Source organism: Rhizorhabdus argentea (genome assembly GCF_037861105.1).
Classification (GTDB): domain Bacteria; phylum Pseudomonadota; class Alphaproteobacteria; order Sphingomonadales; family Sphingomonadaceae; genus Rhizorhabdus; species Rhizorhabdus argentea.
Genome location: NZ_JBANFK010000017.1, coordinates 46,274 through 67,470, shown reverse-complemented (window position 1 = coordinate 67,470; position 21,197 = coordinate 46,274). Strand labels below are relative to the sequence as shown.

Sequence of the window (21,197 nt, the reverse complement as noted above, 5' to 3'; positions counted from 1 at the left end):
CTCGCCGGCAAAAACCCTGACGCCGCGTTCACCAAGTCCCATAACCCCATCATACCGATCCTGCGCGTAACGACATCATGCGAACTCCGGACACTCCGGCAGTCGAAGAGGTAAGCGTGCGATGTCGATAGCATCAGCTCTGGGCCTGAAGGGCCGTTCCGAAGCGCGTCAGGGATCGCGCACACGGGTGATGCTGCCGGCCGTCCTGCTGGCCGGCGGACGCCCCGCACGCGTCCATATTCTCGATCTTTCCAGCGACGGCGCGCTCGGCCATGCCCCCGAACCGCCGACGCCGGGCGAAATCGTCTGGCTGGTATGCAAGGGCAATGAAGTGCTGGCGCGCACCGCCTGGGTTCGCGGCAACCGCTTCGGCCTTGCCTTCGACTCCCGCATTCCCGCTGGAAGGCTCGATCCGATGCTGGCCGAAGGGCGCCGTGCGCTCCGGGGTGATGCGGACATTGCGCCACTGCGTCTCGCCGCCAGCTAAGCGGCGTCACGCCGCGTCGTGGAAGATGATGCCCAGAGTATGGCGATGCCCGGCCCGCAAGCTGCTCACGCCATGCCGCATCGTCACCCGACAGTCGCCGCGCGATCCGCGCTGCGGGCGATGCGCCACCGCAAAGATGACGGCATCGCCCTGCGACAGCGGCACCACCTCGGCGCGCGACTGCATGCGCGGCCGCTGCTCCGTCAGGATGAACTCGCCGCCGGTGAAATCCTCGCCCGGCGCCGACAGCAGCACCGCGACCTGCAGTGGGAAGACATGCTCGCCATACAGGTCCTGATGCAGGCAGTTATAGTCGCCCGCCCCATAGCGAAGCAGCAGCGGCGTCGGCCGCGACTGGCCGGCGGCATGGCAGCGATCGAGGAAATCTCGATGCTCGGCGGGAAAGCGCACCTCCAATCCCATGCGCTCGTGCCAGCGATTGGCGATCGGCGCGAGCCGCCGATACAGCGCGCCGCGCAGGTCCGTCACCAGCGGCGGCAGCGGATAGGTGAAATAGCGATATTCGCCGCGTCCATAGCCATGCCGCTCCATGATGACATGGCTGCGGAATCCCGCGCCCGCGTCATAAAGCGCCGCAAGCTCGCCGCACGTCTGCCTGCTCAGCAGTCCCGGCAGGATCGTCCAGCCTCGCGCATCGAGGCCGGCAGCGGCGGCGTCCCAGTCAAGCTTGTCGATCTTCGCCATGCCCGATCATCGCAGCGCGCCGTCCTGCGCGCTTCCCGTTCCTTGCGCTCACTTGTGCAGCGCGCTCTGCCGATGTGCATAGCCGAGATAGATGGCGAGGCCGATCGCGTTCCACGACAGGCACCACAGCAGTGTCTTGGCGGGCAGACTGATGAACAGATAGGCGCAGCCGAATAGCGCCCCCAGCCCCACCAGCGTCGCCGCCGGCGTACGAAAGGGCCGCGGCAGTTCGGGGCTGCGTCGGCGCAGCACGATAAGACAGGCGCCCACCGCCATGAACGCGATCAGCGTCCCGGCGTTGGCGAGCGCCGCTATTTCGCCGATCGGCAGCAATCCGGCCAGGATCGCCACGAGAATCGCCGTCATCGTTGTGATCCGTGCCGGCGTTCCGCGTTTGGAGATCGCCGCCAGCCCGCTCGGCAGGAATCCGTCGCGCGCCATCGCCAGGAAGATTCGGCTCTGCCCATAGAGAAAGGCGAGCAGCACCGTCGGCAACGCGATCACGGCGGCCGTGGCGATCATCTTGGCGACGCCCGGTCGGCCCAAGTCGCGCAGGATCAGCGCCAGCGGCTCCGGGCTGTTCGCGAAGCCGGTGAACGGCACTGCCCCGATCGCCGCGGCCGCCACCAATATATAGATCAGCGTACACACCAGCATCGATCCGACGATGCCGATCGCCAGGTCGCGCTCGGGCCGCTTGGTTTCCTCCGCCGCGGTCGAGATCGCGTCGAAGCCGTAGAAGGCGAAGAAGATGATCGCCGCCGCCGCCATCACGCCGCGCGGCACCCCGTCCGGCCCCGGCACCGAGGCAAAACCATAGGGCATGAACGGGTGAAGATGGCCCGCATCGAAATAAGGCAGGGTCACCGCGACGAATAGCGACAGCGTCGCGATCTTGATCAGCACCAGCACCGTGTTGATGCGGGCGCTTTCGCGCGTGCCGAGCAGTAGCAGCCCCGTCACCGCGGCGATGATGAAGATTGCCGGCAGGTTGATCAGCCCGCCAAGCTCAGGCCCTTGGGTCAGCGCCGCCGGGAAGCCCGCGCCGATCAGCAGCGGTGACGCATAGCCGGACCAGCCGACCGCGACGGTCGAGACGACCAGCGAATATTCGAGGATCAGGCTCCAGCCGACGACCCACGCAAAAATCTCGCCGAGCGCCGAATAGGCATAGCTGTACGCGCTGCCCGAGGCCGGCATCATCGCCGCGAGTTCGGCATAGGCAAGCGCCGCGCAGGCGCAGATCGCGCCCGCAATCGCAAAGGACAGCAACACCGATGGCCCGGCGCGATCCGCGCCAACACCGATCAGCGTCAGGATACCGGTTCCGACGATGGCGCCGACCCCCAGCGCCATAAGGTGCGGCCACGACAATGTCGGCATCAGCCCGCCAGCCCGTCGTCCTGCACTGTCGATCGGCTTGCGCCGCAGGAAAGCCGCCATACCCCCTCCTTTACGCGAACCGGTCTGTCGCCCTGATCAATCGATCGAGGATGCCGGGTTCGGAATAGGCGTGCCCTGCGCCCTCGATCACATGCAGCTTGGCATCGGGCCACGCCTTGTGCAGCGCCCAGGCATAGCGCAGCGGACAGGGCATGTCGTAGCGGCCATGGACGATCGTGCCGGGGATGCCGCGCAGCCGAACCGCGTCGCGCAGCAGCTGCTCCGGTTCCAGCCAGCAGTCATGATGAAAATAATGGTTCTCGATCCGCGCGAAAGCGATGGCGAAATGGTCGTCGCCGTGCGCAGCACTCAGGTCGGCGCTCGGCAGCAGGGTGATCGTCTCGCCCTCCCACAGGCTCCACGCTTTCGCCGCCTCGAGCTGCACGACGGGATCGCCCCCCGTCAGCCGTTTATTATAGGCCGCCACCATCTCGCCGCGTTCGGCGTCCGGAATGGGGGCGACGAAGCGCTCCCATTTATCGGGGAACATCTGCGACACGCCGAACTGGTAATACCAGGAGATTTCCTCTCGCGTTGCCGTAAAGACCCCGCGCAGGATCAGCGCGCTGACATGCGCGGGGTGCGTCTCGGCATAGGCGAGCGCCAGCGTCGATCCCCAGCTGCCGCCGAACACCAGCCAGCTATCGACGGCCGCCAGGGCGCGCAGCCGCTCGATATCCTGGACCAGATGCCAGGTCGTATTGGCATCCAGAGCAGCATGCGGCGTCGAGCGCCCGCACCCCCGCTGGTCGAACAGCAACACATCGTAGCGCGCGGGATCAAACAGCCGGCGATGATCGGCCGAGCAGCCGGCGCCCGGCCCGCCATGGAGAAAGACAGCAGGCTTGGCGCCCGGCGTCCCGACCCGTTCATAATAGATGCTGTGGCCGTCGCCGACATCGAGCATGCCCGTCGCATAGGGCTCGATCGGCGGATAAAGAATGCGCAGCCCGGTCATGATGCGCCGCAAGTTAGCGGAGTCAAAAGTTGCGCGCCAGCCGGAGACAGTGTCGTCCAGATGCGCGCCCGGCGGCCAACAGCGCCTCTCACGCATGGCGCACCGACCGATAGACCGCTAAGGCCTCGACAATTCCCTCCGCCCTCAGGCCATGGCAATTCGGAAATCCGATGATGCTTGAACATCCACTGTCCCGCGCCCTGCAGCACGGCGCGATCGCCAAGGGCACGCCGGCCTTTCGCCGCATGTCGCTGGCTATGCTGGCGGCAGGCTTCTCGACCTTCTCGGTGCTCTACGGCGTTCAGCCGTTGCTGCCGATGTTCGCCGATAGTTTCCGGCTGACGCCCGCGGAATCCAGCCTTGCCATATCGGCGGCGACCGCTCCGCTGGCCTGCATGATCGTGATCGCCGGGCTCGTCTCGGACCGCCTCGGCCGGCGGCCCCTGATGATGGCATCTCTGTTCAGCGCCGCGCTGCTGACTTTCCTGGTAGTGCTGTTACCGGGCTGGACGGCATTGCTGGAGCTGCGCTTTCTCACCGGCGTGGCGTTGGCCGGCATACCTTCGGTCGCCATGGCCTATATCGCCGATGAGGTTGAGCCCGCGTCGGTCGGCGCATCGATCGGTCTTTACATCGCGGGATCTGCCTTTGGCGGAATGACCGCCCGGCTCGGCGTCAGCGTCATGGCGCAATATCTTGGCTGGCGGCCGAGCTTCGCCGTGCTCGGGGTTACCGCACTGCTATCGGCGGTTGCTTTCTGGCGGCTATCGCCCGTTCCCAGAGGCTTCGTCGCTCGCAATCATGGCGCACGCGCGATCCTCGCTTCCGCGGGCCGGCTGTTCGCCGATCGGGCGTTGCTGCTGCTATTCGCAGTAGGCGGCATCGTGATGGGCGCGTTCGTGACGCTGTACAACTATACCAGCTTCCGGCTGCTCGCTCCGCCCTATTCGATGAGCCATACTGCGGTGGGAGCCATCTTCCTTCTTTATATCCTCGGGTCAGCCAGTTCGACGTTGTTCGGATCGATCAGCGGCCGCTTCAGCCGCCGCCACGTCTTCTGGATGCCCGCAGTTCTGCTCCTGCTCGGCATCATGCTGACGGCAGCGCATCCACTGGTCCTGATCATAGGCGGGATCGCCATCGCGACGATCGGCATCTTCGGCATACATTCCATAGCATCGGCCTGGGTCAGCCATCGCGCTGGTGCCGACCGCAGTCTTGCCTCGGCGCTCTATTTGTTCTGCTACTATATGGGCGCCAGTCTCCTGGGCCCGATTGGCGGCCTCGCATGGGGCGCGATGCAGTGGCCAGGCGTGGTGCTGTTCACCGGAACCCTTGGGTTGCTGGTGTTGGTCGCGGCGCTGCTACTGATCCGCATACCCCCGCTACCACAAAACCTGCACCGGCCCGAGGATGAGCCCCAGCTGCCGCCGGGCTGATGATGCGATGACTCCCGGGCGTCAGGATAGTAGACTGCTTATGCGATGATCTCCGGCCAAGGCGATATGGACGATCCAGTCGAAGTCGAACTGAAGCTCGAATATGAGCGCGTCCATCGAGACCGGCTCGCCGGCTCGGCGCTGCTCGATGCCCAGGGCGCGGAGCGCAAGCATCTCATTGCGACCTATTTCGACACGCCCGATCTACGGGTCCACAGCGCCGGCTACGCCGTTCGCATCCGCAAGGACGGCGAGGTCCATGTCCAGACCGTCAAGGCCTCCACCAGCACCGCGGGAGCGCTGTTCGTCCGTGGAGAATGGGAGCGAACGCTCGATGGCGAGCAGCCGATCCTGGACGAAACGGCAGGCCCGCTCACCTCGTGCGTCGACCCCGCGACGCTGGGCAAGGTCGAACCGCTGTTCATCACCGATGTCGAGCGCCTCTCCGGATTGATCGAGCGGGACGGGGCGACGATCGAATATTCCATTGATTCCGGTGAGGTTCGCGCAGGTCCGCGCCGCATTGCCTTGTCCGAAATCGAACTCGAGCTGAAACGGGGCTCGCCGCAGATGCTGTTCGATCTCGCCCGCAACCTCAACGAGGAGGTCCCGCTGCGGCTCGGCGTGCGCTCCAAATCCGGGTGCGGCTATGCGTTGGTCACCGGCGGATTGTCGAGCGTCGCCAAGGCCGAACCCATTCGTCTCGCCCGCGACATGGGGGCCGCCGACGCCTTCACCGCGATCGCGGGCTCTTGCCTCAAGCAATATCGGCTGAACGAGACGCTGCTGCTTGAAACCGAGGCAGTCGAAGCCGTCCACCAGGCGCGGGTGGGGCTCCGTCGCCTCCGCTCTGCCTTCGCGCTGTTCAAGCCTCTGTTCGCCGGAGACGACCACGCCGTCCTGCTCGCGGCCGAGTTGCGATGGCTGGCCGGCGAACTGGGCGCCATTCGCGACATCGATGTTCTGTTGCCGCAGTTCGAAGGGCCTCGACGAGCGGCGCTCGCCGCGATTCGGGAAAGCCATTTCAACCATCTCCGCAACCTGCTGGAGAGCGGCCGCGTTCGGCTGCTGCCGATCGAAATTGCCGAATGGCTGGCGATCGGCTCGTGGAAGGCCGGGCATCAGGATCGGCGACTGCATGAGCAGATGATCCCGGTCTTTGCCGCGAACCGGCTGGATCTCCTGCGCAAGCGCATAAGGCGCGAGGGCCGGCGCCTCGCGCGCGTCGACGACGAGCATCGCCACGAGGTCCGCAAGGATGCGAAGAAGCTGCGTTATGTCGCCGAGTTTTTAGCCTCGCTCTTTCCGGGCCGGAAGGCGCATCGCCGTCTGGAGCATCTGCTCGATCGGCTGGAGGCGCTCCAGGACAAGCTTGGCAAACTCAACGACATGGCCGCGGCGCCCGAACTCCTCGCCCAGTTGGGCTTGGACCCGGAGATCGGCGCGCGGAGCCCCAAGAACCGCACCCGCTTGCTGGGCGATGCCGAGAAATGCTTCGACGCATTGATCAACACGAAGCGCTTCTGGCGCACATGAACAGCTTGCGGACTGTTTTGCTCTCGCGCCGCGAAACGCTTGCGGGGGGCTTCGCCACCTGCAGCCTGTCGGCTGCTTGGGCGCTGCCACCTGGTTTGGCAACGGTAGCCCCGATGATCGATCCGCACCTCGTCAACCGCGCGCTGGACGCGCTGTTTCGCCATCACGCCGCGATCTGGTCCCGGGACGTCATCGCGATCGCCGATTTCGGGCTGCCTTCCGCCGCGCCGCGCTTTTTCCTGGCCGACATCCTCAACGGGACGACGACCAGCCTGCTCGTCACGCACGGCCGCGGCTCGGATCCCGATCATAGCGGTTGGTTGCAGAGTTTTTCGGACGCGGTTGGTTCCGCCGCCACATCCGAGGGCGCCTATGTTACCGCCGAGACCTATGAGGGTATCCACGGAGCGTCGCGCCGTCTCCTCGGCCTCGACGAAAGCAACGCCCATGCCGAAGAGCGGTCTATCGTGATCCACTCCGCCTGGTATGCGTCGCCGGACGTGATCGCGCGCCAGGGCAAGCTCGGCCGCAGCGACGGCTGCTTCGCGTTCGGCGAACAGGACATCGGACTGGTTCTCGCCCGCCTCGGCCACGGCAGGCTGCTTTATGCGGGACGTGGCAACCATGGATGAGTGGGTCGACCGTCTCCAGCGCCATCTCGGCTGGATCATCGGGCTCGGCGGCCTCATCGCCTGGCTTGCCCTGCTCTACTTCATGTTTGGAGATGTCTTGTGACCGCGGACGCCAGCTGATCGGTTTCGCAGTCCCCTCTCTATTGCAGTTTCTGCGGCGTAGCATGACCTTCACTGCAGTTCCTCGGTCGAAGCAATGATCCCGTATTTCTTCGCCTGCTCGGCCAGCGTCGGGTCGATCGCGATGCCCGCGTCGATGTCGGCCTTTCCTTCGGCCTTCTTGCCGGAGCGCCGCCTCGCCAGACCCCGCCCCAGCAAAGACCAGCCGAGCTTGGGTTGCGTTGCCAATACGGTGTCATAGTCGGCAATCGCCTTGTCGAAGTCGCCCATTCGCAACCTTACCAGGCCCCGGCTGTCCAGAAAGGCAACAGTCTTCGGCCGAAGTCGGATCGCCATGTTGCAATCCTCGAGCGCCGCAGGCAGCGCCTGGTTTAGCAATGCCCGCGCCCAACAGCGCTCGTTGAGCGCCACGGGCTTGCGACTGTCTACTGGATGGATCGCGATCCACAGATCGAGCTGCTCGATCGCGGCGCTCCAATCTTCCAGTGCCGAATAGAGCTCGGCGAAGGCGAAGCGCTGGTCGGCTTCCTTCGCCGCGGCCTTGCTGGCGGCATCGAGATCGGCGCGAGCCGCGGCATTGTCCTTCTCGACGAGGTGCAGCATGGCCCGAGACAAGCGGGCATCGATGAAGTCCGGCTTCTTCTGCATGGCGAGATCGAGATCGGCGTTGGCAAGCGCCGGCAGGCCCTGCTCGATATAGACCATCGCGCGCTGCTGGAGATATTGCGCCTCGCCGGGTGCCATTTCGATCGCGCGGCTGAAGTCGCTGACGGCTGCGGCGAAGTTGCGCTGTGCCGCCATCACTGCCCCTCGCCGGCTATAGCCGTCGGCGTCGATGGGAGCCGCCCGATCATCCGATGGCGGTATCCAGGCAGTCGTCGGCGCATCCTGGCTCTCGCGGATGAGCGCCTTGGGCGCGTCCGTATCGAAAACCTTACCCCCGCTATAGGTGAAGTAGAGCTTATGCTGACTATTGGCGACGAAGACGCGGTGGGACAGGAAGAAGTCGGCGCCTAGCAGCATATCGATGCCCGCGCCCCCGAGATTGGCCAGATCGGCGAAGCGCAGGCCCTTGCTGCGGATCTCCTCGGCACCGATCTTGAAGCTCAGCTGTGGCGCGATCCAGCTCCGCGTGACCTTGCGGCCGAGTCCGGTCGCCGCTCCCCTTTCTGTCACGCCGGCGGTGTCGGGCGTGATGCCGGCCCGCTTGGCCGCCTCCTGCGTGAGGATCGAACTTTCAGCGCCGGTGTCGAACAACACTCGGATCTTGACGCCATTGACGTAAGCTACGCCTATGATGTGGCGATTACCCCCGCTCATCGGTTCGATGTCGATGACCGAGAACATCATATCCTTCACCCAATAGGCCATCGCGAGCTTGCCGCAGCCCTTGCTCTGGAACAGCCGGATCATGCCGCCGCCCAGATCATATTCGGCATCGGCCAGCGACAGGAAATTCTGGCCGAGCAAGCCCGTTGCCTGCGCCTCACTGCCACCGACCAGGAACTCGACATTGGGTACCGTCTGCCCTGCCAAGCCAAAATTCTTGATCGTCGCTATGCTTGTGCTGAACGTGCCGCCGACGCCGAACATCGTTAGCCAGTTCGGAGCAGGCCGGAGCTTGAGCTTGAGCTGCGCCGCCCAACCCGGCGATATCATGCTGAAAACCGCGCCACTGTCGGCGACGAACGAAGCTTCCACACCGTCGATCTGAGTCTTCACCAATGGGACTTGTCCCACCATCGTGACCGGCAGGTCCGCGATCTTTATCAGTCGGCATCCGGTTTGTTCGGCCCTCGCCGCCTGATGACACAGCGCCAAAAGCAGCGCAGCAACGCCCGCCTTCCACATTCGATTCATGTTACCCCCGGCCCGTCCCCTGAGCTTAGCACGGCCGCGCGGCGGGCCGCATCCGATTTGCTCGCTTTTGGACCAATCACCCATGGCATTGCAGCACATTGTACGACGTCCTAATGCCGCCCGATGCTCCGCCTTTCCGAACTCAAGCTTCCGCTAGATCATCCGGTCGATGCCCTACGCGCGGCCATACTCCAGCGGTTGGATATCGCGCCATCCGATCTCGTCGCCTTCACCATCGCCCGTCGTGCCAACGACGCACGGCGTAAGTCAGCGATATTGCTGGTCTATTCGGTAGACGTGACGCTGGCTGACGAAGCGTCGGTGCTGGCGCGCTTCCAGGGCGACCCGCATGTTCGCCCCGCACCCGACACCGGCTATCGCTTCGTTGCGAAGGCCCCTGCCAACAGTCCGCGCCCGGTCGTGATCGGCGCTGGTCCCTGTGGGCTGTTCGCCGGGCTCATCCTCGCGCAGATGGGATTCCGTCCGATCATCGTCGATCGCGGCAAGGTGGTGCGCGAGCGGACCAAGGACACCTGGGGATTGTGGCGGCGCGGCGTGCTCGATCCCGAATCCAACGTCCAGTTCGGCGAAGGCGGAGCCGGTACCTTCTCGGACGGCAAGCTCTATAGCCAGATCAAGGATCCGCGTTTCCTCGGCCGCAAGGTGCTGACCGAGTTCGTCAAGGCCGGCGCGCCGCCGGAAATCCTGACCGAGGCGCATCCGCATATCGGCACTTTTCGGCTGGTGACGATGGTGGAGAGCATGCGCGAGACGATCCAGGCGCTCGGCGGCGAATATCGTTTCGAGCACCGCGTGGAGGATATCGCGATCGAACAGGGACGCGTGCGCGGGCTGCAGCTCCACACCGGGGAGTTCCTCGAAGCCGAGCATGTCGTTCTGGCCGTCGGGCACAGCGCGCGCGACACGTTCCACATGCTCCACGACCGCGGCGTCCATGTCGAGGCGAAGCCCTTCTCGATCGGGGTCCGCATCGAACACCCGCAGAGCTGGATCGACCGCGCGCGCTTCGGCCCGTGCGCCGGCCATCCGGATCTTGGCGCCGCAGCCTACAGCCTGTCGCATCACTGCGCCAATGGCCGCAGCGTCTACAGCTTCTGCATGTGCCCGGGCGGCCGGGTCGTCGCCGCGGCGTCCGAACCGGGCCGGGTGGTCACCAACGGCATGAGCCAATATTCGCGGCAGGAGTTCAATGCCAATTCGGGACTGGTTGTCGGTATCACGCCCGAGCGCGACTTTCCCGGCCACCCGCTCGCCGGCATCGCCCTGCAGCGCCATTGGGAGGAACGGGCCTATGTTGCCGGCGGATCGACCTATGCCGCGCCGGGGCAGCGTGTCGGCGACTTCCTCGCCGCCCGGCCATCGACAGAGCTGGGCGAGGTCGTGCCGTCCTACAAGCCGGGCGTGCACCTGACCGACCTCGCCGCATGCCTCCCCGATTTCGCCATCGAAGCGCTGCGCGAGGCTTTGCCGGTCTTCGGCCGCCAGATTCCGCGTTATGACGATCCCGATGCGGTGATGACCGGCGTGGAGACGCGCACCTCTTCACCGATCCGGATCACCCGGGGCAAGGATTTCCAGAGCCTCAATGTCCGGGGGCTCTATCCCGCCGGCGAAGGCGCAGGCTATGCAGGCGGCATCCTCTCGGCGGCGGTCGATGGCATCAAGGTGGCGGAAGCCATGGCGCTGGGCATCGCCGGCTGATTACGGCGAAAGGACGCAGATGGCCTCGGGACTGGTAGCGCTGCTGGACGACATAGCGGGCCTGACCAAGCTGGCTGCGGCATCGCTCGACGATGTCGGCGCCGCCGCGGGCAAGGCCGGCGCCAAGGCGGCAGGCGTGGTGGTCGACGATGCGGCGGTGACGCCGCGCTACGTTACAGGCCTTACCCCGGATCGCGAGTTGCCGATCATCGCCAGGATTGCAGTAGGGTCGCTGCGCAACAAGCTGCTCATCCTGCTGCCCATCGCGATGCTGCTCAGCGCCTTCGCGCCTTGGGCGATCACCCCGCTGCTGATGCTGGGCGGCGGCTTCCTGTGCTTCGAGGGGTCGGAGAAGGTGCTCGAGGCGATCGGCGGGCACGACCATGCCGAGGAAGCGCTGGCCAGCATCGATGCCGCAACGCTCGAAAAGCAGCAGGTGTCGGGTGCGATCCGCACAGACCTGATCCTGTCGGCAGAAATCATGGCGATCGCACTGGGCGAAGTCGCCGCCGAACCGCTGCCGACTCAGGCGGGAGTGCTGGCAGCGGTCGGCATCGCGATCACGATCGGCGTCTACGGCGTCGTCGGCCTGATAGTGAAGATGGACGATATCGGCCTCCACCTCGCCAGGCGCGACCTCGCGGCCACCCAAGCGATCGGTCGCTTCATGGTGAAGGCGATGCCGATCATAATGCGCTGGCTGTCGATCATCGGCACGGGCGCGATGGTCTGGGTTGGCGGCGGCATCATTGTCCACGGTCTCGAGATTTTCGGGCTGCATGCGCCGGCGACGATGATCCATCACCTCGCCGATTCCGCCGCTCATGCGGCGCCGTTCGCGCCAGGATTCATGCGCTGGGTGATTACCGCCTTCCTGTCGGGCCTCGTCGGACTTCTAGTTGGAGGAGCGATCGTCGCGCTGATGCATCTGATTGCCGGACTGAACGGCAAGACACACGCTCCCTGACAAAGCCGGTCGAAATACGCTAAAGCACCACATCGTTTCGGACACGGTACGTTTTCTCCCGAGTGGATTTCCCGCGACGAATGGATAAGGCTTCCGACTCGCATTTCTCCTCCTGGAAGGTCTATTTGCCCGTGGGCCGCAGCGTAAACCCGGATGACCAACGACAGGTTGTTCTGATTGTCGAGGATGAGCTGTTCGTCCGTCTGATGGCGGTTGATGCGATCGAGGACGCGGGTTACGCGGCCGTCGAAGCCGCAGATGCCGATGCGGCGCTGGCGATGCTCGACGACCGGAGCGACATCGACATCCTGTTCAGCGACATAAAGATGCCCGGCTCGCTTGACGGTCTCGCGCTGGCTGCCATGGTGCAGGAGCGCTGGCCGACGCTTCCCATCATCCTGACTTCGGGCCACCTCTATCGCGGCGATATCGATATGCCGGCGGCGATCCCGTTCCTCCAGAAACCCTATCGCGCCCATGCGCTGATCGCCGAACTCAAGCGGGTGAGCCACTGAGCCCGCGCGGCCGGGCAATGTCGTAAGAGCTCCGCGAGCGAGTGGTGGTCCGGCGGGGGAACTCCGCGACGGCCGATCGTTCTGGGGTCCGAGCCGGTGAAGCCCCCCTTATACCGTCGGCTCAGGAGAGTGTGGACCCGCCGGTCGCCCCCGTTACCGGCGCGTCTCCGCGCGAACTGGCGCCTTCTTCGCTTTTCCATTATATCGGACGACAGGGTACACCGCCACGCACATAGGGGGCGGTCTGTGCTTGAGCGTGCCCCGCCCCGCCTCCTCCAGGGCGGGGCGTTACGCTCGGAAACTTCAGCGACCGGGGAACCAGCTTGCCATCCTCACCGCCAAGCGCGCGCACGCGCGTAAAGCGCGTCCACGAACGCGCCGCCTATGATCGCGAGACGCTCTACGCCGTGCTCGATGCAGGCATGCTCTGCCATGTCGGCTATGTTTTCGACGGCTACCCCGTGGTGACCCCCACACTCTATTGGCGCGAGGGCGACGCGATCTATTGGCATGGGTCCAGCGCCAGCCGCGCGCTGCGCGCGAGCGAGGATGTCGAGGTCTGCCTGACGGTGACCCATCTGGACGGCCTGGTGCTGGCGCGATCCGCCTTTCACCATTCCGCCAACTACCGATCCGCCATGCTATTCGGCAAGGGTCGTCTGGTGGCCGGCGGCGACGAAAAGCTCGCCCGGCTCAAGGCGATGACGGAAAGCTTCTATCCCGGACGCTGGGACGAGCTGCGGCCCGTCTCGCCGCAGGAGCTCAAGGCAACCAGCATCCTGTGGATGCCCATCGACGAAGCCTCGGTGAAGATCCGCACCGGCAGTCCCGTCGATGACGAAGAGGACATGGCCGACGAGGTCTGGGCCGGCATTGCGCCGCTTCGCCTGGCGTTCGGGGAACCCGAACCCGATGCGACCACCCGGGCCGCCGGCCGCACCCCGCCGCTGATGCCGTCCAGGCTCACCCGACCTTGACGCGCGGACATGTTTTCCTGCCCATGCAATCTGATGGCGCGCACGCGTCTAATGCTTCGGGGTCAGCTTGAGCAGCCGCGCGTCGGCTCCATCTTCCAGCACATAGACCGCGCCATCGGGACCCTGCTGGACCGCGCGGATTCGGTTGGTCATGTCGTAGCGCGCCTGCTCCCGGGCATCGTCCTGACCCAGCTCCACCAGGATGATCGAGCGTCCGGAGAGCGCGCCGACCAGAGCCTTGCCCTGCCATTTCGGGAAGAGCTTGCCCGAATAGACCAGCAGGCTCGATGGCGAAATCGACGGGTTCCAGCTGACCTTGGGCGCCTCCAGGTCGGGCCGGGTCGGGTGGTCGGGAATGAGCGAACCGTCATAATTGTCGCCGTTGGAGACGATCGGCCAGCCGTAATTCCGACCGGGCAGGATCAGGTTGACCTCGTCGCCGCCACGCGGCCCCATCTCGTCCTCCCATAAGCGCCCCTGCAGATCGAAGGCGAGGCCTAGCGGGTTGCGGTGTCCATAACTCCACACGGCCGGGTCGAAGCCCTGCCCGACCAGCGGATTGCCCCGCGCCGGCTTGCCGTCCAGCGTCAGCCGCACGATCTTGCCGAGCACGCCCGTGGGATCCTGCGCCGGCGTGGCTTTCTGGCGCTCGCCGATCGAGAAGAACAGATAGCCATCGGGCGAAAAGGCGATCCTTCCGGCATATTGGCTGCCGCCACCCCGCAGCGGGAAGCCGCTGTAGAGCGTCGTGACGCTATCGAGGCGTGCGCCGTCCAGATCGCCGGCCAGCTTGCCACGCGCCAGCACGATCCCGTTGGGCGCTCCCGCCGAGGAATAGCTGAAAAAGACGAGATGATTCCTGGCGAAGTCAGGATGCGGCACAACTTCGCCGAGGGCGCCCTGCCCGGCCGGATTTACCGCAGGAATTCCGGCAATCTCGGTGCGGCGCTGGCCATCCGCCGACAGCAGCAGCATCTGCCCTGCTTTCTGGGTGACGAGCATCCGGCCATCGGGCAGGAATGCCATTGCCCAGGGCCGGTCGAAGGTCGCGACGACGCTGGTCTGGAACGGCTTGCCAGCAAAAGGCCGCGGGCCGGTGACCGGCGCCTGCTCGGCCGATGCGGTACTCGCGACAGCCAGCACCGCGACCGCAAGGAGAGTTCTGCTGTTCGGCATGGGACTCCCAATCCGTTGCGTCAGCGACCGCTCTCGCGGGTGCGCAGGTTCCTGGTAGTCTTGCCATCCTCCTTTGGCGGGATCGTCCGGATCGTCGCGGCATATTCGGCGAACAATACCAGGATCCATATCTCGACCCCTTTCCAGGCGCCGCTGACCACACCCGAAAAAACATCCAGCGCCAGCAACATGAGCGCCATGATCCGGAACCACATCATGCTGATCGCCGGCATGTCCGCGCGGAACGAGGCGGAGAACATCATGAACAGGCTGAAGAGCCCCGCGATGACCTGGGAAGTCAGCGACGTGGCGATGCGCAGCTGATCGAGCGCGGTGACGAACCACAGCAGCCGCGACACGGCGTACTGGCTCTGCCGTGTGAGGTGGCACAGTTTGATGATCGGCGGGACGAACAGGGTCTTTCCGACCCACACATCGATAGCGGTCATGCTCATGGCCATGATATAGCAGCAGTTTGGCCAGACGCTACCGCCGCGGCCGGCCGCCGGCCGCCTCGTTATCGCCGAACGTCAGGCTGCCACCGCCGCGGCCGCGGCCGTTATTTGCATGACGGACACAGTCTGCTCGACAAGGTCGGCGGTGCCGAACACGGTCATGAAGGCGATGTCGGTGGCATCGCGGCCGACAGCGATCCGCACCAGTCCATCGAGCGGCGCGAGCTCGGTCGGATCGACCAGATACCATTCACCAGCCAGCCAGATCTCCACCACCGCGTGGAAATCCGGTGGATCGAGCTGCCAGGCATAAGCCGATACCAGCCGTGCCGGGACGCCGGCGGCCCGCGCAAAGCTCACCAGCAGATGTGCAAAATCGCGGCACACGCCGTGGCGCGACACGAACACGCCCACCGCGGTCGTGGAGGCGTCGCTGGAGCCGATGCAATAATCGACATGCTCATGGATCCAGCGCGACATAGCGAGGATCTTCGAGCCGTGGTTTTCCCCCGGGAATTCCCGCTCGACGAACGATTCGAACCGGTCGGCCTCGCAATAGCGGCTCGGCCACAGATAAGGAATGACTTCGGGCGGCAGATCGCGCCGCCGCGTGATCGGCAGCGCCTCGATCGACAGCGGCCGCCGGTCGATATCGATCAGCGCCTCGTAGCGTGCATGGAAATCGCCGCTCGCCGCCATCCAGGTCCGCCGTCCGATGCCGTCCTCGCCATCGATCGGGCGCAGCCGCCCGGCACCATCCACTGCTAGCCGGTGCTCGATCAATGCCTGGTCGGGGAGCTGTGCCGCCTCGATCGTCAACAGCACGTCAACGGGCACGGACATGCGGTACCGCAAGTCCGCTTCGATCTTGAGGCGCATCTTCGGTCGTTTCCTCTGCGTAAGAATCTATAAACGCGCCGATGTGGGTTAATGTCCGTCGCCTGAGGCATCATCGGGAAGAAAGATGCGCGGCCACCGGTTTCGCTGTCATGGCGCCGCCAAAGCGCTATCATCCGCCTGAATATCGGGAGAGCAGAGCATGACGATCGCAGCCATCTTGTTCGCAGCGTTGGCGTTGCTGGCGGTGATGTTCGTCTTCTCGGCGGTCATCGTCGTACGGCAGGGCTATGAATATACGATCGAGCGCTTTGGCCGCTATACCAAGACTGCGCCGCCGGGCTTCACGCTGATCATGCCGTTCGTCGATCGTGTCGGCCGCCGGGTCAACATGATGGAACAGGTGCTCGACATTCCGGGGCAGGAGATCATCACCAAGGACAATGCGATGGTGTCGGTCGACGGCGTCGTCTTCTTCCAGGTGCTCGATCCGGTGAAGGCCGCCTATGAGGTGTCGGATCTCTATCGCGCGCTGCTCCAGCTCACCACCACCAACCTGCGCACCGTAATGGGTTCGATGGACCTCGACGAAACGCTGTCGAAGCGCGACGAGATCAACGCGCGGCTGCTCAGCGTCGTCGATCACGCCACGGTTGCCTGGGGCGTCAAGCTCACCCGCGTCGAGCTGAAGGACATCCGCCCGCCGGCTGACATCGTCAACGCGATGGGCCGCCAGATGAAGGCGGAGCGCGAGAAGCGCGCGCTGATTCTCGAATCCGAAGGCCAACGCGCTTCGGAGATCCTCAAGGCGGAGGGCCAGAAGCAGAGCCAGATCCTTCAGGCCGAAGGCCGCCGCGAAAGCGCCTTCCGCGATGCCGAAGCCCGCGAGCGCGCCGCCGAGGCCGAGGCCACCGCGACCCGCGTCGTCTCCGACGCGATCGCGGGCGGCGAGGCGCTGGCGATCAACTATTTCGTCGCGCAGAAATATGTCGAGGCAGTCGGCAAGTTCGCAACCTCGCCCAATGCCAAGACGATCCTGTTCCCGGTCGAGGCCACCCAGCTGATCGGCACCCTCGGCGGCATCGGCGCGCTCGCCAAGGCGGCGCTCGGCGATGACGGCACGCCGGCCTCGGTCATCGCGCCGCGTGCAAAGGCGGCGCCGCGCGCCAGCGCCAGCGTGCCGGCCACCACGCCGCCGCCCGCCGAACCGGCATGAACGACCTCCTCGCCCTGATCGATCTGCGCTGGGGCTGGTGGGTCGCCGGCGTGCTGCTCGCGGCGGCCGAGATCTTCGTGCCCGGCGTCTTTCTGATCTGGCTTGCGCTGGCGGCAATCCTCACTGGCATCGTCGCGCTGCTGTTCGATCCGCCGCTGGCGGTCGATCTTGCCATCTTCGCGTGCGCCTCGGTCGCCTCGATCTACGCCGGCAGCATGCTCTACCGCCGCGCCGCCCAGCCCTCCGATCCTCTCCTCAACAACCGTGCCGCCCGCACGATCGGCATGCGCGTGACGATCTGCGAACCCATCATTGGCGGCCAGGGCCGAGCGACCGATGGCGACAGCTTCTGGTCGGCCAAGGGACCCGACATGGCCGCGGGAACGATTGCGACGGTAGTGGCGGTGGAGGGGAATACGGTAGTCGTGGAGCGGGTCGGCTGAACCGGCTGGATCTCGGCGCCAGGTAGCTCAGGCCACCAGCGCTGGCGCGATCGGATTTGCATTGGGAAGCGGCAGTACGAGCTTGTAGACTATACCGTCGGACGCGAAGGCCACCCTGGCTATTGCGCCTAACTGATAGGGCAGGCCCCGCTCGATCAGGTCCAGCCCAAATCCCCGGTGCACGGGCTTCTCATCCTTTGGCATTTCTACCCCGCTTTCGCGCCACTCGAAGGACAGCGAGGAGCCCTTCTCACTTTCCATCCACCAGCGGACGGCCAGACGCCCCGACGGCGTAGCGAAAGCACCATGCTTCAGGGCGTTCGTGGTCAATTCATGCACGGCCAGCGCCAGCGGCTGGACGTGACCGATGGGCAGTTCGACGGGCGGCCCCTCGAGGATAACCCGCGGCTCGTCGGGCTCGACGCCGTGCGCCGCGAGCTCCGCACGCAGGAGTTGGCCGATATCACTTGCAGCGTCCTGTGAGAGAAAGCTCTGGACGCGCGACAGCGCCCCCAGCCGGCTGTTGAACCGTTCACCGAAGTCCTCGAGCGAGGCGCTGTCCGTCAATGTCTGGGCTGCAAGCGAGCGCACGATGGCGAGCAGGTTGCGCGTCCGGTGCTGGAGTTCGGCAATGAGCAGTTCCTGCTGCCCCTGTGCGCGTTTCAGGTCATCGATGTCGGTCGCAGCCCCGAACCATGCGGTGACCTCGCCCTTGCTGTCGAGGAGCATCTGCACGCGGACCAGACACCAGCGATACACGCCATCCCTGCGGCGGATGCGCTGTTCGTCGATAAAGGGCTGTTTGTTCCGAACCGCGGCTTCGAAACTGGCTCGGATTTCGCCGGCATTGTCAGGGTGCAAGAGCTTCCAACCGGCATCCCGCAGCTCCTCCGCAGTGTGTCCGTGGTAGTTAAACCAGCCTTGATTGATCCAGGTGGGCGTTCCTTCGGGTCCGCTCCGCCAAAGCATGTCGGGCACGAGATTGGCCACGGCTTCGAAATGAGCGCGGCTGGCCCGCAGCGCCTCTTCGATATGCTTACGCTCGGTGATGTCGTGAAAGTAGATGGACAGGCCGCCATCGTCGCGCGGATAGATTCGTGCCGCGATCCATCGTCCTGTCGAATCGCTGAGATACTCGACGTCCAGCTGTCGGCGCTCCAACATTGCCCGTCTTACCAGAGCAAATTGGGGCGACGCTGCGGCCTTCGCGGATACAAGGTCAAACAGCCGCCGCCCTAGCATGGTCTCGGCGCTCCGGCTCAGCAGCGCGGTTGCTCGGGCGTTGGCGTAGGTGAGCCGCCACTCCGCGTCGACCGAGTAGAAGGCATCGGCGATGCTTTCGAGAACCGCGTTTCTTTCGGTCTGTGCGGCAACCAGTGCGGCCTCGGCCTGCTTGCGCTCCGTTATGTCGCGACCGATGCCATAGAACAAACCCTCGCTGGGAAAATAGGTGCTGTGCCACTCGGTCCAGAAATGGCTGCCGTCCTTGCGGAGCGACCGGCATTCCATCCGCAGGTTGGCTTGCCCCGCCGCAACCGCCGCTGCCATCTCCGCCGCCGCCTTCTCGCGGTCGTCCCGATGGACCAGTTCGAGAAACGGCCGGTGCAGCAACTCGGCCTCGCTCCATCCCAGGATGCGACAGGCCGCCGGGTTGACGCGCATAAGCCGCCCATCGTGCATGTTCACCACGCTCAGCAGGTCCGGAGACAGCGTGAAAAAGCGGTCGGAGCTGGGCATCAGCAATTTGCCTCTGTACAATATGGTCACTGTCTACCAGCCGCGCTCGGCGCGAGCCAGACCAGATGGATCGAGAGCTTCCGCCATCTGCGCTCAGATCATCGACCGACCGATGCGGAGCGAACAGGATTGGGACGACGCGGACACGCTTACGTCAGCGCGGCCAGTCCCAGAAGCGCACATTCCAGCCGGCGCGCCGCCTCGGTATCCGCTGCCCGCTTCTCTCGCCGCGCCTCGATCAGCCGATCCAACCATAGCGGACCGAACTCGAAATGATGATCGATGCACAGGCTTTCAACCGCCTTGCGCACATCGCGGCCACAATCGTCGAGGATCGCGAGGCGGCGGTTGAGCGCGCGCTCCAGCTGCGCCGCGCGCTCGATATCGTCTTCAGCGTCCGAGCGCACCACGCCGCGTCCGGACAGCTCGCGATACAGCCCCCCGCTCGGCGCGAGTTCGGCATAATGCGACCAGTAGAGCTTGAACAAGACGCGTCCGGCATCGCGCATCGCCTCGCCGCCGCGCGCCGGATGCTCGAGCAACCCGCCAAGCCAGGCGCGGCCGATTGCGTCGACTGCCTGGCCATGATCGCTGCCTCCCATCGCTTCGGCCGCTTCCTCGGCCTTGCCCTGCTGCCACAACCGCGCCGTCACCGGATCGAGCGCCCCCGCCCTCCGTGCGCGGTGCAGCCGCAGTTCGGCGGTGCCCGCATCGGCGCGCTGGCGGGTGGTGGCGACCAGCCGTCCCGACTTGGTGCGCGCGCCGGCTTTGCGCTTCCGTCCTGCCCTTGCCATCGCTCGGCCTCGCTTTCTCACAATTATATTGCACAATATCGAACAAGATTTACTGATAAATGCGGTTCCAACCAGCAGCGAAGGCGGCCATGGCGCATCCCTATGAAAGCATGCGCGCGTTGCGCGCCCGGTCGGGCCTGTCGATGCGCGCCTTTGCGGCCCGGCTCGGCAGCCCGCTCGGCACCCGCTACGCCTATTATGAGGAGAAGCGCTTCACCGGCTTGCTCCCCATCGACGCCGCGCGCCGGATCGCCGCTGCGCTGCAGCCCTTCGGCGTCGATCCGCAGGAGGTGCTCGCACTGGCCGGCCTCTCGCCCGGCGAAGCGGAGGCCGGGCCGGGCGTCGCCGCGCCACCGATGCAATATGTCCGTCTCGATGTCGCCCTCCCTAGTGCAGACGCGTTGACACGGATGTTCGAGACCATGCTGGAAGAGCATGTCCCGGCCAGCCGGCGGGACGCGCTCGCGCGAAATCTCGCGCTGCGCCTGCCAGCAGCGCTTCAGCGCGCTTCAGGCTCGCAGCCTGTTCCGGTGCGGGACGCAGCCCCTGCTCGCGGCGGAGATAGTCCACCCGCCGCCAAGCGTCGTCAGCCTCGCCGGCCAGAATCGCACATCTGACGTCGCAGGCGATGCAGGCGATCTCGCACCCGGGCGAGACGCGGAAGACGGGTTTTCCCATGATCGACTCGGCTATTGTTGTTCTTGTTATGTTCTAGCCCGGCTATCCTACATGTCTAGGATTTTTCCTATCGTCCCCGCAGCGCAATGGGCACACCCAACTGCCCGGCGTCACATCGCGATTGGATGAAGTGGAAGTAGGGGGGCCGCTGAGCTCCGGCCAACAGCCATATTCAGCCGGCTCGCGGCACTTCGCGGATGCTGCGATACGGCCCCTGCGCCGGCATCGTCATAGGGCCCCGCTGAAGCGCCTGCTCCTCGACGCCGATGGCGATCTCCGTACGGAAGGTTGGAGCAACCATCCAGGCCGGAGGCGGCAGCTTGGCCGGAGGCACATTCTCGACCAGCTTCAGCGCCGGGCGGGCGCGCTCCCCGATGGCGGGATATCCGTCCAGTTCCAGCATGCGCGTTGCCATGATGCCCACCATCGACTCGGGGGCAAAACGCCCTCGCGCCCTTATTGCGCTCTTCATACGCACAAGAAAATAGGACGGATGCCAA

21 protein-coding genes are annotated in these 21,197 nt (G+C 65.2%); 11 read left to right on the top strand and 10 right to left on the bottom strand.

The features are described from left to right. The first annotated feature begins 121 nt into the window (after positions 1–121). Entirely contained in the window at positions 122–487 is a 366-nt protein-coding gene (locus AAC645_RS15150; RefSeq protein ID WP_340317200.1) for a PilZ domain-containing protein, read from the top strand. A gap of 6 nt (positions 488–493) precedes the next feature. Here AAC645_RS15150 and AAC645_RS15145 read toward each other — a convergent pair whose 3' ends face one another. From AAC645_RS15145 to pip, 3 genes are read right to left on the bottom strand one after another with little or no spacing between them, the layout of a single operon-like run. After that, positions 494–1,192 carry a 2OG-Fe(II) oxygenase gene (locus AAC645_RS15145; protein WP_340317198.1) on the bottom strand — a complete coding sequence of 233 codons (699 nt, stop codon included), beginning with the start codon at positions 1,190–1,192 and terminating at the stop codon, positions 494–496. 48 nt (positions 1,193–1,240) lie between these two features. Next, positions 1,241–2,635, bottom strand: a complete 1,395-nt coding sequence (locus AAC645_RS15140) for an amino acid permease (RefSeq protein WP_340317196.1) — start codon at positions 2,633–2,635, stop codon at positions 1,241–1,243. A 10-nt stretch (positions 2,636–2,645) separates the two neighbouring features. Beyond that, positions 2,646–3,593 carry a prolyl aminopeptidase gene (pip, locus tag AAC645_RS15135; protein ID WP_340317194.1) on the bottom strand — a complete coding sequence of 316 codons (948 nt, stop codon included), beginning with the start codon at positions 3,591–3,593 and terminating at the stop codon, positions 2,646–2,648. Positions 3,594–3,763: 170 nt separating this feature from the next. Here pip and AAC645_RS15130 point away from each other — a divergent pair, with 170 nt between their 5' ends. The 3 genes from AAC645_RS15130 to AAC645_RS15120 are packed head-to-tail and all read left to right on the top strand — an operon-like array spanning position 3,764 to position 7,200. Next, positions 3,764–5,032, top strand: coding sequence for an MFS transporter (locus AAC645_RS15130; protein ID WP_340317192.1), 1,269 nt, complete (start codon positions 3,764–3,766; stop codon positions 5,030–5,032). Positions 5,033–5,077: 45 nt separating this feature from the next. After that, entirely contained in the window at positions 5,078–6,568 is a 1,491-nt protein-coding gene (locus AAC645_RS15125) for a CYTH and CHAD domain-containing protein (protein ID WP_340317190.1), read from the top strand. Between the two features lie 17 nt (positions 6,569–6,585). Then, positions 6,586–7,200: a murein L,D-transpeptidase catalytic domain family protein gene (locus tag AAC645_RS15120; protein WP_422785842.1), complete on the top strand. Its 615-nt coding sequence runs from the start codon at positions 6,586–6,588 to the stop codon at positions 7,198–7,200. Between the two features lie 171 nt (positions 7,201–7,371). On the opposite strand, the gene AAC645_RS15115 is transcribed toward AAC645_RS15120, so the two are convergent. Beyond that, the gene (locus AAC645_RS15115; RefSeq protein WP_340317186.1) at positions 7,372–9,042 is read right to left on the bottom strand and encodes an aspartyl protease family protein; all 1,671 of its coding nucleotides are present in this window, start codon (positions 9,040–9,042) and stop codon (positions 7,372–7,374) included. A 261-nt stretch (positions 9,043–9,303) separates the two neighbouring features. Here AAC645_RS15115 and AAC645_RS15110 point away from each other — a divergent pair, with 261 nt between their 5' ends. The 4 genes from AAC645_RS15110 to AAC645_RS15095 all read left to right on the top strand — a co-directional run bounded on the left by AAC645_RS15110 (position 9,304) and on the right by AAC645_RS15095 (position 13,361). Continuing rightward, positions 9,304–10,902, top strand: coding sequence for an NAD(P)/FAD-dependent oxidoreductase (locus tag AAC645_RS15110; protein ID WP_340317184.1), 1,599 nt, complete (start codon positions 9,304–9,306; stop codon positions 10,900–10,902). A gap of 19 nt (positions 10,903–10,921) precedes the next feature. Next, on the top strand, positions 10,922–11,869 hold the full coding sequence (locus AAC645_RS15105; protein WP_340317182.1) for a DUF808 domain-containing protein: 948 nt from the start codon (positions 10,922–10,924) through the stop codon (positions 11,867–11,869). A gap of 80 nt (positions 11,870–11,949) precedes the next feature. After that, on the top strand, positions 11,950–12,384 hold the full coding sequence (locus tag AAC645_RS15100; protein ID WP_340317180.1) for a response regulator: 435 nt from the start codon (positions 11,950–11,952) through the stop codon (positions 12,382–12,384). Positions 12,385–12,707: 323 nt separating this feature from the next. Continuing rightward, complete coding sequence (locus AAC645_RS15095; protein ID WP_340317178.1) at positions 12,708–13,361, top strand: pyridoxamine 5'-phosphate oxidase family protein; 654 nt, start codon at positions 12,708–12,710, stop codon at positions 13,359–13,361. A gap of 48 nt (positions 13,362–13,409) precedes the next feature. On the opposite strand, the gene AAC645_RS15090 is transcribed toward AAC645_RS15095, so the two are convergent. The 3 genes from AAC645_RS15090 to AAC645_RS15080 form a co-directional block, all read right to left on the bottom strand. Continuing rightward, positions 13,410–14,537, bottom strand: coding sequence for a PQQ-dependent sugar dehydrogenase (locus tag AAC645_RS15090; protein ID WP_340317176.1), 1,128 nt, complete (start codon positions 14,535–14,537; stop codon positions 13,410–13,412). 20 nt (positions 14,538–14,557) lie between these two features. Further along, on the bottom strand, positions 14,558–14,986 hold the full coding sequence (locus tag AAC645_RS15085; RefSeq protein WP_340317174.1) for a hypothetical protein: 429 nt from the start codon (positions 14,984–14,986) through the stop codon (positions 14,558–14,560). A gap of 81 nt (positions 14,987–15,067) precedes the next feature. Next, positions 15,068–15,871, bottom strand: a complete 804-nt coding sequence (locus AAC645_RS15080) for a transglutaminase-like domain-containing protein (protein WP_340317172.1) — start codon at positions 15,869–15,871, stop codon at positions 15,068–15,070. Positions 15,872–16,079: 208 nt separating this feature from the next. Between AAC645_RS15080 and AAC645_RS15075 the strand changes: the two genes are divergently transcribed. Further along, positions 16,080–17,045, top strand: a complete 966-nt coding sequence (locus AAC645_RS15075) for an SPFH domain-containing protein (RefSeq protein ID WP_422785841.1) — start codon at positions 16,080–16,082, stop codon at positions 17,043–17,045. After that, entirely contained in the window at positions 17,042–17,488 is a 447-nt protein-coding gene (locus AAC645_RS15070) for an NfeD family protein (RefSeq protein WP_340317168.1), read from the top strand. Before AAC645_RS15075 ends, AAC645_RS15070 begins: the two co-directional genes overlap by 4 nt. A gap of 27 nt (positions 17,489–17,515) precedes the next feature. Here AAC645_RS15070 and AAC645_RS15065 read toward each other — a convergent pair whose 3' ends face one another. Both AAC645_RS15065 and AAC645_RS15060 read right to left on the bottom strand, forming a co-directional pair. Beyond that, entirely contained in the window at positions 17,516–19,225 is a 1,710-nt protein-coding gene (locus tag AAC645_RS15065) for a PAS domain S-box protein (RefSeq protein ID WP_340317166.1), read from the bottom strand. A 149-nt stretch (positions 19,226–19,374) separates the two neighbouring features. Continuing rightward, on the bottom strand, positions 19,375–20,019 hold the full coding sequence (locus AAC645_RS15060; RefSeq protein WP_340317165.1) for a hypothetical protein: 645 nt from the start codon (positions 20,017–20,019) through the stop codon (positions 19,375–19,377). Between the two features lie 89 nt (positions 20,020–20,108). On the opposite strand from AAC645_RS15060, the gene AAC645_RS15055 reads away from it, so the two are divergent. Next, positions 20,109–20,636, top strand: coding sequence for a hypothetical protein (locus tag AAC645_RS15055; protein WP_340317163.1), 528 nt, complete (start codon positions 20,109–20,111; stop codon positions 20,634–20,636). 233 nt (positions 20,637–20,869) lie between these two features. Here the strand turns inward: AAC645_RS15055 and AAC645_RS15050 are convergent, their stop codons facing one another. Beyond that, positions 20,870–21,112 carry a hypothetical protein gene (locus AAC645_RS15050; RefSeq protein WP_340317162.1) on the bottom strand — a complete coding sequence of 81 codons (243 nt, stop codon included), beginning with the start codon at positions 21,110–21,112 and terminating at the stop codon, positions 20,870–20,872. Positions 21,113–21,197: the final 85 nt, after the last annotated feature.

Bases quoted from the DNA above. Each gene is read 5' to 3' on its own strand.
- AAC645_RS15150 (WP_340317200.1), top strand. From the start codon at position 122: ATGTCGATAGCATCAGCTCTGGGCCTGAAGGGCCGTTCCGAAGCGCGT.
- AAC645_RS15145 (WP_340317198.1), bottom strand. From the start codon at position 1,192: ATGGCGAAGATCGACAAGCTTGACTGGGACGCCGCCGCTGCCGGCCTC.
- AAC645_RS15140 (WP_340317196.1), bottom strand. From the start codon at position 2,635: ATGGCGGCTTTCCTGCGGCGCAAGCCGATCGACAGTGCAGGACGACGG.
- pip (WP_340317194.1), bottom strand. From the start codon at position 3,593: ATGACCGGGCTGCGCATTCTTTATCCGCCGATCGAGCCCTATGCGACG.
- AAC645_RS15130 (WP_340317192.1), top strand. From the start codon at position 3,764: ATGATGCTTGAACATCCACTGTCCCGCGCCCTGCAGCACGGCGCGATC.
- AAC645_RS15125 (WP_340317190.1), top strand. From the start codon at position 5,078: ATGATCTCCGGCCAAGGCGATATGGACGATCCAGTCGAAGTCGAACTG.
- AAC645_RS15110 (WP_340317184.1), top strand. From the start codon at position 9,304: ATGCTCCGCCTTTCCGAACTCAAGCTTCCGCTAGATCATCCGGTCGAT.
- AAC645_RS15105 (WP_340317182.1), top strand. From the start codon at position 10,922: ATGGCCTCGGGACTGGTAGCGCTGCTGGACGACATAGCGGGCCTGACC.
- AAC645_RS15100 (WP_340317180.1), top strand. From the start codon at position 11,950: ATGGATAAGGCTTCCGACTCGCATTTCTCCTCCTGGAAGGTCTATTTG.
- AAC645_RS15090 (WP_340317176.1), bottom strand. From the start codon at position 14,537: ATGCCGAACAGCAGAACTCTCCTTGCGGTCGCGGTGCTGGCTGTCGCG.
- AAC645_RS15085 (WP_340317174.1), bottom strand. From the start codon at position 14,986: ATGACCGCTATCGATGTGTGGGTCGGAAAGACCCTGTTCGTCCCGCCG.
- AAC645_RS15080 (WP_340317172.1), bottom strand. From the start codon at position 15,871: ATGCGCCTCAAGATCGAAGCGGACTTGCGGTACCGCATGTCCGTGCCC.
- AAC645_RS15075 (WP_422785841.1), top strand. From the start codon at position 16,080: ATGTTCGTCTTCTCGGCGGTCATCGTCGTACGGCAGGGCTATGAATAT.
- AAC645_RS15070 (WP_340317168.1), top strand. From the start codon at position 17,042: ATGAACGACCTCCTCGCCCTGATCGATCTGCGCTGGGGCTGGTGGGTC.
- AAC645_RS15065 (WP_340317166.1), bottom strand. From the start codon at position 19,225: ATGCCCAGCTCCGACCGCTTTTTCACGCTGTCTCCGGACCTGCTGAGC.
- AAC645_RS15060 (WP_340317165.1), bottom strand. From the start codon at position 20,019: ATGGCAAGGGCAGGACGGAAGCGCAAAGCCGGCGCGCGCACCAAGTCG.
- AAC645_RS15055 (WP_340317163.1), top strand. From the start codon at position 20,109: ATGGCGCATCCCTATGAAAGCATGCGCGCGTTGCGCGCCCGGTCGGGC.
- AAC645_RS15050 (WP_340317162.1), bottom strand. From the start codon at position 21,112: ATGGCAACGCGCATGCTGGAACTGGACGGATATCCCGCCATCGGGGAG.